Source organism: Rhodococcus sp. 14-1411-2a, assembly GCF_002259485.1.
Taxonomy (GTDB): domain Bacteria; phylum Actinomycetota; class Actinomycetes; order Mycobacteriales; family Mycobacteriaceae; genus Rhodococcoides.
In genome coordinates, this window is sequence record NZ_NPGA01000018.1 from 33,926 (window position 1) to 46,314 (window position 12,389).

Annotated in this window: 12 protein-coding genes; 9 read left to right on the plus strand and 3 right to left on the minus strand. The window is 65.3% G+C overall.

The features are described 5' to 3' along the window. Positions 1-44: 44 nt before the first annotated feature. Entirely contained in the window at positions 45-872 is an 828-nt protein-coding gene (locus tag CH291_RS17565; protein ID WP_094688176.1) for an HpcH/HpaI aldolase/citrate lyase family protein, read from the minus strand. Beyond that, a complete protein-coding gene (locus CH291_RS17570) occupies positions 869-1,657 on the minus strand; it encodes an IclR family transcriptional regulator (RefSeq protein WP_068051171.1) in 789 nt (262 codons plus the stop codon). Before CH291_RS17570 ends, CH291_RS17565 begins: the two co-directional genes overlap by 4 nt. A gap of 210 nt (positions 1,658-1,867) precedes the next feature. Here CH291_RS17570 and CH291_RS17575 point away from each other — a divergent pair, with 210 nt between their 5' ends. Genes CH291_RS17575 through CH291_RS17615 form a run of 9 tightly spaced genes read left to right on the plus strand, consistent with a single transcriptional unit; the run spans position 1,868 to position 11,224 of the window. After that, complete coding sequence (locus CH291_RS17575) at positions 1,868-3,088, plus strand: ABC transporter substrate-binding protein (protein WP_068051173.1); 1,221 nt, start codon at positions 1,868-1,870, stop codon at positions 3,086-3,088. Further along, positions 3,085-4,074, plus strand: coding sequence for a branched-chain amino acid ABC transporter permease (locus CH291_RS17580; RefSeq protein ID WP_094670731.1), 990 nt, complete (start codon positions 3,085-3,087; stop codon positions 4,072-4,074). The genes CH291_RS17575 and CH291_RS17580 overlap by 4 nt, the downstream gene beginning before the upstream one ends. Next, the gene (locus CH291_RS17585) at positions 4,071-5,114 is read left to right on the plus strand and encodes a branched-chain amino acid ABC transporter permease (RefSeq protein ID WP_094639865.1); all 1,044 of its coding nucleotides are present in this window, start codon (positions 4,071-4,073) and stop codon (positions 5,112-5,114) included. The genes CH291_RS17580 and CH291_RS17585 overlap by 4 nt, the downstream gene beginning before the upstream one ends. Continuing rightward, entirely contained in the window at positions 5,111-5,833 is a 723-nt protein-coding gene (locus CH291_RS17590) for an ABC transporter ATP-binding protein (protein ID WP_094670779.1), read from the plus strand. The genes CH291_RS17585 and CH291_RS17590 overlap by 4 nt, the downstream gene beginning before the upstream one ends. Continuing rightward, positions 5,830-6,534, plus strand: coding sequence for an ABC transporter ATP-binding protein (locus CH291_RS17595; protein WP_176460542.1), 705 nt, complete (start codon positions 5,830-5,832; stop codon positions 6,532-6,534). Before CH291_RS17590 ends, CH291_RS17595 begins: the two co-directional genes overlap by 4 nt. Before the next feature lie 13 nt (positions 6,535-6,547). After that, a complete protein-coding gene (locus CH291_RS17600; protein ID WP_094688177.1) occupies positions 6,548-7,180 on the plus strand; it encodes a hypothetical protein in 633 nt (210 codons plus the stop codon). After that, positions 7,177-8,550: an FAD-dependent oxidoreductase gene (locus CH291_RS17605; protein WP_094688178.1), complete on the plus strand. Its 1,374-nt coding sequence runs from the start codon at positions 7,177-7,179 to the stop codon at positions 8,548-8,550. Before CH291_RS17600 ends, CH291_RS17605 begins: the two co-directional genes overlap by 4 nt. 20 nt (positions 8,551-8,570) lie before the next feature. Next, the gene (locus CH291_RS17610) at positions 8,571-10,037 is read left to right on the plus strand and encodes a dihydroorotase (protein WP_094688319.1); all 1,467 of its coding nucleotides are present in this window, start codon (positions 8,571-8,573) and stop codon (positions 10,035-10,037) included. Further along, positions 10,034-11,224: a CaiB/BaiF CoA transferase family protein gene (locus tag CH291_RS17615; RefSeq protein WP_068282244.1), complete on the plus strand. Its 1,191-nt coding sequence runs from the start codon at positions 10,034-10,036 to the stop codon at positions 11,222-11,224. Before CH291_RS17610 ends, CH291_RS17615 begins: the two co-directional genes overlap by 4 nt. A 164-nt stretch (positions 11,225-11,388) precedes the next feature. On the opposite strand, the gene CH291_RS17620 is transcribed toward CH291_RS17615, so the two are convergent. After that, the gene (locus CH291_RS17620; protein ID WP_094688320.1) at positions 11,389-12,315 is read right to left on the minus strand and encodes an ABC transporter substrate-binding protein; all 927 of its coding nucleotides are present in this window, start codon (positions 12,313-12,315) and stop codon (positions 11,389-11,391) included. Positions 12,316-12,389: the final 74 nt, after the last annotated feature.

Genomic DNA, 12,389 nt, shown 5'->3' on the forward strand with positions numbered 1-12,389 from the left:
CACTGTCACTCGTGTGGCGGTGCCCGAGCTGCAGTTCGGTCGGTTCAGGCCCGGGCGAGGATTTCCCGTGCGCCCCGCACCACTGCCTCGTCGACGAATCGTCCGTTGTCGTCGACGGTCGGTCCTCCCCGAGACACCTCGTACAGCTCCACCAGTCGACGTGCTGTGGTGATGTCGTCCGAGGACGGGGTGAGCGCGGCATTGATGATCGGAACCTGACTGGGGTGCAATGCCGTCCGGCCACGGAAACCCATCTGCACGAAGCGGGCCGTGGTGCCGACGAACCCGTCCAGATCGCGAAAATCGGTCGACGTCGGGGCGATCGGTGCTGCCAATCCCGCAGCAGCACAATCGATCACGACGTTCAGCCGAAGCGCGTCGATCATCGCTTCCGTCGATTCCGAACGTGTGATGCGCAGGTCCGCGAGGAGGTCGACTTCACCGATCCCGAATGTTCGCACTCTGTTGCATCGAGCCATTTCCGGCAGAGCACGCAAGGAGTGCGCCGTCTCGATCAGCCCGATGAGCTCTACCTCGGGCAGGCTGTGCTCGGTGAGCAATCGGTCTGCGCGCGTGAGTGACTCGACCGAACACTTCGCCACCATGATGCCGGTGACACCGCCTCCGGCGACGGCCGCGAGGTCCTGCGTCATGAATTCGGGGGTGATGCGAATCCAGATCTGGGTATCGGTCGACGGCGTCGAGGCCAACCACCCCGCGAGGTCGGCACGCGCTCGGTCTTTGTCCGCCAACGGAACCGCGTCCTCGAGGTCGATGATCACCGCGTCTGCGGCACCGCCTACGGCCTTGTCGAACAACTCGGGCTTGTTTGCCGGTACGTAGAGGAACGACCGGGCGGAGGTAGGGGTCATCGAGCTGCACGCGCTTCCAGGATGGTGGTGATCGACTGGGCCGCCGCGACGACCTGACCTGCGTGAACGATGTGTTCGTCGTCCGCGGACGAGGAGTAGCGGAAAGCGGGGCCCGAGGAGCTGACCGATCCGAGTACGTGCCCTGCGGCGTCGAAGAACGGCGCGGCGATCGACGCTGCACCGGTGTTTCGCTCGTTCGTCGAGGTTGCGTATCCGTTGGTGCGGATCTCTGCGAGGCGGGCGCGGAAGCGGGTCTCGTCGGCGTCGGGGGAACTGCTGCGGAGTTCCTGGAAGGCCTCGTCCGCGAATCGATCGGGGAGGAACGCCAGGATCGCTCGGCTCGAGGCTCCCGAGTGCAACGCGTACTGAGGGCCGATCTCGACCACCATCTTCACCTCCTGGGGGCTCTCGTACTGATCGAGATAGACCCGACGGTGCCCCACGAGTACCGACAGCGTTGCGGTCTCGCGTGTGTTCGCGCGAAGCGCGCGCAGCACGGGAGCCGCGATCGACCGGACGTCGAGCTGGCTCCACGCCTTGGTGCCGAGTCCGATCGCCGCCGGGCCGAGGGAATACGTCGACTCGCCCGCAACCGGCTGCACGATCGACCGCGATGCCAGCGACTGCAGAATGCGGTGCACCACAGCCTTGCTCAGGTCGAGAGTGCGAGCGATCTCGGACACGCCCAGTGCCCGATCGGATTGTGCGAAGGCGATGAGCACATCGGCGACACGATCGGCGGACTCTGTTCCCGTCGACGTCTCCAGTGCAGGCCTGCTGACCATAAGTGTCACCTTTCGGATGTGCGTGCGTTCCGCTGAGCGAACCATACCCGTAACAAGAAATTGACGGAAGAGCCTGTTCTGAGGCCGTGATGCGTGCCATACTCGATTTCAGCGAGATCAATCATCAATCTGATGGTGCGCTCAGCGGAACGGTAGGTTCCGCCCAGTGGTTCGACTCGGCGCCGATGGGCGCGGAAGGCAGACTCAACAATGAAGAAGCTCGTAGGCGTGCTGACAGCCGTTGCAGTCGTGGGTGCGGCAGCATGTGGCTCCTCCACCGGCTCGGACGACTCCGGCCCCATCAAGATCGGATCGGTTCATCCCACCACCGGAGCTCTGGCGGGAGTGGGCGGGCTGATGAACGACGGTGCTGCCCTCGCCGTGGCCGATATCAATGCAGCAGGCGGCATTTCGTCCATGGACGGTCGGCAGTTGGAGTTGGTGTCGGGCGACAGTCAGGGCAAGGCAGAGGTCGGACAGAGTGAGGCGCAGCGGCTGATCGACGACGGCGCGGTGTCGCTCATCGGCACGTACCAGAGCGACGTCACACAGAACGTCGCCTCGGTTGCCGAGCGATCTCGGGTTCCGCTCGTGATCGATGTGGCGGTGGACGACAAGATCCTCGACCAGGGTTACCAGTACTCCTTCCGTATGCAGCCGAATGCGTCCAGCATGGGAACCGACGGTGCCAAGGCGCTCGCCGCGATCGAGGAGCAGACCGGTCAGCCGATCGACCGCGTCTCCTACCTGCACATCGAGGGATCCTTCGGAGACAGCGTCTTCAACGCATTCGAGGCCGAGGCCGCGAACCAAGGAATCTCGTCGGTGCAGGAAATCACCTACCCGGCAACGAATTTCTCCGACGCCACCACTCAGGTGCGTGAGGCTGCAGTGTCCAACCCCGACGTCATCGTCGCCACCGGCTACTACCCGGACGGGCTGCTGATCGCACGTGCGGTCGAGCAGCTGAACCTGAACGTCAAGGGCGTCTACGGAATTGCCAACGGCGCGTTCGACGACAGCTCGTTCCCCAGTGACGCAGGTGCCGCAGGGGAGGGCGTGTTGAGCGCCAACTACCACTTCGACGCCACCAGCGACCGCGTCACCGACATCCGCTCGCGGTTCGAGGCCGAATACGGACGCCCGATGGAGACCGCAGCGATGCTGTCCTACCAGGCAGTCGAGGTCATCGCGGCCGGACTGAACGACGGTGCGTCGAGTGATCCCGAGGATCTGCGCGACGCCATCTCCGGCGTCTCGATCGAGGATCCGCTTCTCGCGTTCAACGGACCGATCGAGTTCGACGAGACCGGCCAGAACAAGAACGCCACCGTCATCGTCATGCAGGTTCGCGACGGTGCAGTCGCGCAGGTCTTCCCCGAGGAGTTCGCAACGGACGCAATCCAGTTCCCCGCGGGAGCCGGCCAGTGACGGCCGCTACCTCGACCGCGGAGAAGGCAGGGAACAAAGGTCTCGCGGGGCTCAACCCCGGTATCCCGGTCGCAGCAGCGATCGTCGTCATCATGGCGGTGATCTACCTCGTCGGTGGAAAAGACCAGGGCCTGGTCACGCAGTCGGTCGTCTCCGGACTCCTTCTCGGCGGTGTGTACGCACTGATCTCCGTCGGCCTGACGCTCATCTTCGGTGTCCTCGGAATCGTGAACTTCGCCCAGGGCGCGATGCTGACGATGGCGATGTACATCGTCTACGCGCTGTCCACCGCCGGGTTGCCGGTCTACGTTGCAACACTGGTCGCCGTTCCGGTGATGTTCTTGTTCGGCATGGTCGTCCAAGCGACACTGTTGACGAAACTGACCATCAGTGGCAGTCACGACGGCCCGCTCCTGGTCACCCTCGGCCTGTCGCTGCTGATCATCAACGTGCTGCTGATGATCTTCGGAGGGCGGCCGCAATCGGTGCAGGCTCCGATCGACGGTTCCCTCGACGTACTCGGTGCCGTCGCGTCGTGGCCGCGAGTGATCGCGTTCATCGGGGCCGCGTTGGTCGCCGTCGCGCTCACCGCGGTACTGAAGCGGACGCCGCTCGGATTGTCCATCCGCGCGGTCGCATCCAACTCCGAGGGAGCCAAGCTCGTCGGCGTCGACATCGGTCGGGTCTACGCGCTCACCTTCGGTATCGGCGCAGCCTGCGTCGCGGTTGCAGGCGGGTTGATGACACCGTTCACCAGCCTGACGCCGTCGGTCGGAGAACAATTCACCATCCTGGCGTTCGTCATCGTGGTTCTCGGCGGGCTCGGAAGTGTCGTCGGAGCCATGGTCGGTGGCCTCGTCATCGGCCTCGTGCAGACCGTCGGCGCGCTGTACCTCCCCGGAACGGGTTCGCTGATCCTGGTATTCGCGGTGTTCGTTCTCGTTCTGTTTCTCAAGCCCGAAGGATTGTACGGAGCGCGCCGATGACTACGACAAGAAGCGCACCCACACCGGTGCAGCACGATCCGCGGTTGAAGGACACGTGGCTACGCCGCCAATTGATCACGCTGGTCATCGGATTCGTCGTCGTGGCGGCATTGCCGCTGCTCCTCGGCGAGCAGGCCCAGACGGTTGCCGTGCGCACGCTCATCTTCGCCGTGATGGCCGTGGCGTGGAACATCATGAGCGGGTTCGGCGGCATGTTCAGTTTCGGCCACGCCGCGTTCTTCGGAATCGGTGCGTACTCCGGTGCGTATCTTCTGGTCGAGCACGGAATTTCCCCGTGGATCTCGATGGTGGTCGCGGCAGTCCTCTCGGCCACGGTGGGCACACTCATCGCCTACCTGTGCCTGCGCTACCGACTCGCCGGGTCGTACTTCGCACTGGCGACATTCGCCTTCGCGCAGATGTTTCTGCTGCTGGTGCAGAACCTCGAGGTGTTCAACAAGACCGAGGGCTTCAATGTGCCCATCCTGCCGCGTGATTCGTGGTGGATGCTGCAGTTCGAGAAGGGCAGCCCCAATTACGTCTGGATTCCTCTGGTCATTCTGACGCTCGCGGTTCTCGGCACCATCTTCTACACCCGCTCCCGCGCAGGGCAGTTCGTCCAGGCCACCCGTGACGACGAAACCGCTGCAGCCTCGCTCGGTATCGACACGATGAAGTATCGGTTGATCGCCGTGGCGGCGAGTTGTGCGCTGACCGCCGTAGCCGGGGTCTATTACACGCAGTACTACTTCTTCGTCGGTCCCGAGCAGGCCTTCGGTTCGGCGGTTTCCGTCGAAGCGATCGTGCCGGCCGTCATCGGCGGCATCGGAACGATCTGGGGCCCGGTCATCGGTGCCGCCGTGATCGGGCCGCTGTCGGAGTTGATCAACGAACTGCTCAGAAACCCACCCGTCTTCCTCGAATTCCTGCAGGGGACAATCGGATTGGACGTCGCCGCGTACTCGGTGATTCTGATCGCGATCGTGATCTTCCTGCCCAAAGGAATCTTCGGCACGATCCGTGAGAGGTGGAACCGATGAGCTTGTTGAGCATCGAGAACCTGAGCAAATCCTTCTCGGGAATCCACGCGGTACGCGAGGTCAGCCTCGACGTGCCCGAGCACGAATTCCTCGGCATCATCGGCCCCAACGGGGCAGGCAAGACGACCCTGTTCTCCCTGCTGTCGGGTGAGCAGCCCCCGACAGCAGGCCGAGTGATCTTCGACGGTACGGACATCACCGGATGGCCGGCGAGCAAGATCGCGCGCGCCGGGCTGGTACGTACGTTTCAGCTCATGCGCCCCTTCGAGTCGATGTCGGTGCTCGAGAACGTCACCATCGCCGCACTGTCGAAGCGCAAGTCACGCAAAGACGCCCGGCAGCATGCCCTCGACGTCCTCGACCGCGTGCAACTGTCCGACCAGGTCGGCGGCAAGGTCTCGACGATGTCGACGGCAGGATTGAAGAGACTCGAACTCGCTCGCGCCCTGGCCATGGAGCCACGCGTCGTGCTCCTCGACGAGGTTCTCGCCGGGCTCGTCCCGGCCGAGCGGGCACCGATGATCGAACTGCTGCGCACGGTGCATCAGCAGGGCCAGACGGTGCTCTTCGTCGAACACATCATGGCTGCGGTGATGGCCCTGTCCGAACGTCTGGTGGTCATGCACGAGGGGGCGGTGCTCACTTCGGGCGACCCACGCACGGTGGTTGCCGACGACCGCGTCGTCGAGGCATACCTCGGTGAGGAGAAGACAGCATGATGCTCGAAATCGACAACCTGCACGCTGGATACCGCCGTCTGGAGATCCTGCACGGGGTGAACCTCTCGGTCGATCGGCACGAGATCGTCTCCCTGATCGGCGCGAACGGCGCGGGGAAAACGACCACGCTGCGTGCGCTCTCCGGCATGGTGTCCACGTCCGGTGGCAGAATCATGCTGGATGGCAACGCGATTCACGGGATGCGGGCGGACCGGATCGTGCGAGCCGGGCTGGTGCACGTCGCCCAGGATCGGGCGTTGTTCGGCAGCCTCACCGTGGCCGACAACCTCGAGATGGGCGCGTACACCCAGAAGCGCAGCGGCGTGAGGGAATCCCTCGACCAGGTCTACGCCCTGTTCCCCATTCTCGCCGAACGACGAGAGCAGCGGGCCGACACCATGTCCGGCGGTCAACAGCAGATGCTCGCCATCGGCCGCGCCATGATGTCCAAGCCGCGAGTACTGACACTCGACGAACCGTCCGTCGGGCTCGCTCCCAAGCTGGCAGCTCAAGTGCTCGAGGCGATCGTGCGTATCCGCGACTCGGGTGTGACCGTACTGATCGTCGAACAGAACGCCGCGCAGGCACTCGCGATCTCCGATCGGGCCTACGTCATCGAGAGCGGGTCCATCGTGCTGACCGGCACCGGGCCCGAACTGGCACACGACGAGCGGGTCAAAGCTGCCTACCTCGGTATTTAGGAGTTCACCTCACATGCATCTCTTGGCTTTCACCCCGATCGACGTCGACGCGGCAGAACTGCAGCGCCGGCAGGATCGGTACGACCACCTTTCGCCCGCGGGGATCACCGTCGAGCTCCGCAACATCGGGCCCGACGCGCCGAGCGCACTGGATACCGAACTCGACGTCAGACGGTCGGAACAGGTGCTGTCACAGGCCTTTCGTTCCGTGCCGGACACGCACGCCGACGGGTTCCTGCCCGACTGCGTGCTCGACCCCTGCGCCGAGGAAGCGGATTCGTTCGCTCGGCCGCTCTACGGCCTCACCCGGCTGACGGCCTCGTTCTATGCCTCCCAGGGGCACCGGATCGGTGCCCTGGCGAGAAACGACGCGATCGCTGCGGAACTGGACCGCCGACTCGGGTTCTACGGGATCGTCGCCGAGGCCACCGAAGTACTCGGGCTCGGTGTGCACGACATCGCAGACACCGGCACCTGGGGGAGAGCGGTCTCCGAACACGCGGGCAAGCTCCGCTGCACCATCGCCATCAATGCTTGCTCTGCAGTCGATCTCGTCGATCCACCGACGTCACCGCAGGTGGTGGACCCGACCGGCACGGCGTTGCGGCTGCTGGGTCTGCGTTCCGAGCTGCAGGTCTCCGCGTGAGCGAGGACGGACCCGACCTGGTGGTGGCCGGCGCGGGCGGTGGCCTCGTCGCTGCTCTGCGTGCAGCCGAGCTCGGACTCGACGTGCTGGTCGTCGAGGCCAGTGCGCACTTCAAGCGGGGCAACAACACGGCGATGTCCACGGCCATGATCCCCGGTGCCGGCTCACGGTGGCAGCGAGCGGCCGGAATCGACGATTCGCCGCAACAGTTCCTGGACGACGTCCTGCGCAAAACGAAGGGCACTGCCGATCTGCGGCTGGCGTCCACCCTCGCCGATGTCAGTGCGCCGCTGGTGGAATGGCTCGCAGATCACGTGCAGCTGCCCCTCACGCTCGTCACCGATTTCGCATACCCCGGCCATTCGCAGTTGCGTTGTCACACGGTCGAAGGCCGTCACGGCAGTGGGATGCTCGAGCACCTCGCGCGAGCGGTCGCCGCCGAGCCGCGCATCGACATGCTGATGCCCGCCCGGCTGACCGATGTGTCCGTCGATTCCGACGGGGCCGTCGACGGCGTGACGATCACGATGCCCGACGGCAGCGTCGACCGAGTTCCGACGCGCGCAGTCCTGTTGGCCACCAACGGCTACGGTGCCAACGCAGAGTTGGTGGCGGAGCACGTGCCGGAGATATCCGCGGCGCGCTATCACGGAAGTGAGCATTCCGTCGGTGACGCGCTGACCATCGGGCGCCGTCTCGGTGCCGATTCGGCGTATCTGGATGCGTACCAGGGACACGCGGCACTCTCGAAGCAGGCGACGACTCTCGTCGGATGGGCGACGGTGATGCACGGCGGCGTCGTGCTCGACGCATCCGGTCGCCGGTTCGGTGACGAGACGACCGGGTACTCCGAATACGCAGCTATTCTGGCCGCGAGGCCGGGCTCGGAGGGCTGGGTCGTCATCGACCGCGAGATCTACGACAAGTGCCTGTCGTTCAAGGACTTCCAGCAGACCGTCGACTCGGGAGCCGTGGTGTGGGCCGACGACACGGACGGCCTTGCTGCCGCAACCGGGCTCCCACCTGCGGCAGTGGCGGAGGAGCTCGCCGCTGTGCAAAAGTACTCGCGGGGAGAGGTGTCGGATCCGTTCGGCCGCAACTCTTTCGAGCATTCGCTCACCGGACCGTACGCAGCCATCAAGATCGTGCCCGCGTTGTTCCACACCCAGGGCGGGCTCGTCGTCGACGAGAACGCACGTGTTCTCCGCACCGACGGTTCCGCCATCACCGGTCTGTTCGCCTCGGGCGGTGCCGCAATGGGCATCTCCGGCCACGGTGCTGCCGGGTATCTCGCGGGGAACGGACTGCTCCCGGCGCTCGGGCTCGCATACCTCGCGGCAAGTTCGCTTCGAACAACCCAACTCTTGTGAAAAAATTCGAAAGGACCACCATGTCAACGCTGTTGATCACCAATGCGCGCGTAGTTCGACCAGGATCCGACGCCCCCGACGAGGGCGAGTTTCTGGACCTGCTGATCGAAGACGGCAAGTTCACTCGCATCGAAGCGAGTATCGATGCCTCGGCAGCGGATACCGTCATCGACGCGGCCGGCAAGGTCGCCTTCCCGGGTGTCGTCGACGCACACCAGCACTGGGGCATCTACAACTCCCTCGGTGACGACGCCGAGACCGAATCGCGGGCGTGTGTCCAGGGCGGCGTCACCACGTCGCTCTCCTACATGCGGACCGGGCAGTACTACATGAACACCGGTGGTTCCTACGCGGATGTGTTCCCCAAGGTCCTGGAGGCCACCGAGGGACGCCCCTACGTCGACTACGCGTACCACCTCGCGCCGATGTCGAAGGAACACATCGACGAAATCCCCGCGCTCATCGCAGATCACGGCGTCACGTCGTTCAAGATCTTCATGTTCTACGGCAGCCACGGGCTGCACGGCCGGTCCACCGATCAGAGCGAATTCCTCATGACACCCGAGGGCGAGCGATACGACCTGGCGCACTTCGAGTTCGTCATGCGCGGCATCCAGGCTGCCCGAGAGCAGATGGGCGACAAGGCCGATCACATCTCGTTGTCGCTGCACTGCGAGACCGCTGAGATCATGAGCGCGTACACCAAGATCGTCGAAGAGGAAGGCACTCTCGAGGGCCTCGCGGCCTACAGTGCGTCGCGGCCGCCGCACTCCGAGGGGCTCGCCGTCACCATCGCGTCGTTCCTCGCCGACGAGACGCAGCTGCCCAACATCAACCTGCTGCACCTGTCCTCGCGCAAGGCGTTGACCGCGGCGATGCGGATGGCAAAGGCGTTCCCGCACGTCGACTTCCGCCGCGAGGTCACCATCGGGCACCTGCTGGCCGACATCGACACCGCCTACGGACTCGGCGGCAAGGTCAACCCGCCGCTGCGCCCGCGCGACGACGTCGAAGCACTGTGGGAGCACCTGCTCGCCGGTGACATCGACTGGGTCGTCAGTGATCACGCCTGCTGCAAGGACGAGAAGAAGTTCGCCGAGGACCGGGGCGACATCTTCGCCGCGAAGTCCGGCTTCGGTGGTGCGGAATACCTGCTGCCCGGTCTCGTCAGCGAAGGACGCAAGCGCGGCCTGAGCTGGCGTCGTATCGCCGAGCTCACGTCACTGAACCCGGCCCGACGCTACGGCCTGCCGGGCAAGGGAGACATCGCCGTCGGCATGGACGCAGACATCGCCCTCATCGACCCCGATCACACCTGGACCGTGCGACCGGAGGATTCCGAGTCCGCTCAGGAGTACACGCCGTTCGAGGGATTCGAGCTCGGTGCCAAGGTGACCGACACGTTCGTCCGTGGTCAGCGGGTACTCGCCGAGGGCACCGTCGCCGGTGCCCCCGCAGGCCGCTACCTGCACCGTCCGTACCTGTGACGGGCCCACTGGAGGGCATCAAGGTTCTCGACATCTCGACGATCCTCGCCGGCCCCCTCGTCGCGCAGATCCTGGGCGACTTCGGGGCCGAGGTCATCAAGATCGAGCACCCCACCAAGCCGGACGGCATGCGCGGACACGGTCTGGACAAGGACGGTCACCCACTGTGGTGGACGATGATCGGACGGAACAAGCGCACGATGACCCTCGACCTCGGAAGCGCGCAGGGCGGAGCTCTCTTTCGCCGCCTCGCCGCAGAGGCCGACGTGGTGGTCGAGAACTTCCGGCCCGGGACCCTCGAACGCTGGGGGCTGGGATACGACGTGCTCTCCGAGCTCAACCCGGGTCTGATCCTGTTGCGTGTCACCGGTTTCGGTCAGACCGGACCGTACGCCACCAGGCCCGCCTTCGGCACGCTCGTCGAATCGATGAGCGGGTTCGCGCACCTGACCGGTGAAGCCGACGGGCCGCCGACACTTCCGGCGTTCGGATTGGCCGATTCCCTCGCCGGGATCGCCGGTTCGTCGGCGGTGTCGATGGCTCTGCTGCACCGAACCAACAACGGCGGCATCGGCCAGCAGATCGATCTGGATCTGTTGAGCCCGATCATGGCCGCGGTCGGACCGGGCGTCATCTACGCAGACCAGCTGGGGATCGATCAGGAGCGAACCGGGAACCGGTCCAGCAACAATGCGCCCCGCAACCTGTACAAGACAGCGGACGGGCATTGGTTGGCCATCTCCACGAGCGCCAATTCGATAGCCGAACGCGTGCTGGTGCTGGTGGGTCACCCCGAAGTGCTCGACGAACCGTGGTTCGCCACCGGGCGTCAGCGCGCCGCCCACGCGGACCTGTTGGACGAGTACGTCGGCGGCTGGATCGGCGAACGGACGAAGGACGTGGTGATCGACGAGTTCGAGAAGGCAGGGGCCGCAGTCGCTCCCGTCTACAAGCCGAGCGATCTGTTGTCCGATCCACAGGTCAACGCCATCGAGATGGTGACGACCGTCGAGGACGACGACCTCGGTCCCGTCCGGATGCAGAACGTCATGTGGCGGATGGGTGGCAGCCCCGGCCGCATCAGGTACACCGGCCGCAAGCACGGGGCCGACACCGACGAGGTGCTCACCGAAATAGGCTGCAGCGCCGACGAAATCGAGGCCATGCGGCGCGACAGCGTCGTGTAGAGCACGGCCAGTGCCCGGCAACGGTCCCCTTCGGCAGCACTGCCGAGGGGCACCGTTGCCGATGGACCCGCCATCGGGCCGGTCCTCGGTTAACACTGAAATCTGTTGCACGACGACGGAAGGCCGCCGTGGCCGGCTGGCGCGTTACCCCATCGTTGCTGGGTTCACGCCGGAATCTGCTGCACCACTGCGGCGACGGCTTCCACCTGGTCCGCGATGCGGGGACCCCACCGACTCGACAGGTCCTCGTCCATCGGGAAGATCCTGCCGTCTCGGACGGCGGTCATCGATCCCCACCCCGGTCGAGCCGCAACCGATTCGGCTGTGACGCCGCAGCATTGGGCGTCGGCCAGGAACACGACATCGGGATCCGCGGTGATCACCGATTCGGCGGACAGCTGGGGGTAGTCGCCTGCGCCGGAGCCGTCGGCGATGCTCGTCAGGCCGAACAGACCGTAGATCTGGCCGACGAAGCTCGCGCTCGACACCGTGTACAGCGTGTCGTCGAGTTCGTGGAAATACGTCAGGGGCTCGTCGCGCGCGGGGACACTCGCCACGGCGGCATCGATTCGGTCGCGCATCTGTGTGACCACCGCGTCGCCCTCGGCGTCGTGCCCGGTCGCGTCCGCGACGAGCTCGATCTGCGAGTACGCGTCGTCGAGGCTCGTCGCGGCCGGGACGAGCAGCGTCGGAATACCGGCCTCGGCCAGAGTGGACGTCACCAGGCCGAGGTCGGTGGAGGTGATCACCAGATCGGGGTCGTACGCGACGATCGCCTCGAGGCTCGGCGTGAACGCCGACAGCCCGGTCTTCGGTGCGTCGGCGGGATAGTCCGACTGATCGTCGACGGCCGCCACCTGCTCGCCGGCCCCGACGGCGTACAGGGTCTCCGTCGCCGTCGGGCTCAGCGAGACGATCGAACGAGGCATCGCGTCGATGGTGACGGTTCCGCCGTCCGAGCCCGACGCGATCGTCCTCGGGAACTCCCCGGTCGACGCCGCGGCCGAGGTGGTTGCCGGCGGGGAGTCGGTCGTCGTGCTGCCGCAGCCGGTCGCGACCAGCGCGACGACCGCGAACCCTGCTGAGATCATTCGTGCCGATCGACGCTGCACTGCCACTCCTGTGTGTCCGATGCCCCTGGAGCGCCAACACTATCGGGTGGTGG

Coding starts and splice junctions, on each gene's coding strand:
- CH291_RS17595 (WP_176460542.1), top strand. CDS start 5,830: ATGATGCTCGAAATCGACAACCTGCACGCTGGATACCGCCGTCTGGAG.
- CH291_RS17620 (WP_094688320.1), bottom strand. CDS start 12,315: ATGATCTCAGCAGGGTTCGCGGTCGTCGCGCTGGTCGCGACCGGCTGC.
- CH291_RS17585 (WP_094639865.1), top strand. CDS start 4,071: ATGACTACGACAAGAAGCGCACCCACACCGGTGCAGCACGATCCGCGG.
- CH291_RS17565 (WP_094688176.1), bottom strand. CDS start 872: ATGACCCCTACCTCCGCCCGGTCGTTCCTCTACGTACCGGCAAACAAG.
- CH291_RS17610 (WP_094688319.1), top strand. CDS start 8,571: ATGTCAACGCTGTTGATCACCAATGCGCGCGTAGTTCGACCAGGATCC.
- CH291_RS17600 (WP_094688177.1), top strand. CDS start 6,548: ATGCATCTCTTGGCTTTCACCCCGATCGACGTCGACGCGGCAGAACTG.
- CH291_RS17570 (WP_068051171.1), bottom strand. CDS start 1,657: ATGGTCAGCAGGCCTGCACTGGAGACGTCGACGGGAACAGAGTCCGCC.
- CH291_RS17590 (WP_094670779.1), top strand. CDS start 5,111: ATGAGCTTGTTGAGCATCGAGAACCTGAGCAAATCCTTCTCGGGAATC.
- CH291_RS17575 (WP_068051173.1), top strand. CDS start 1,868: ATGAAGAAGCTCGTAGGCGTGCTGACAGCCGTTGCAGTCGTGGGTGCG.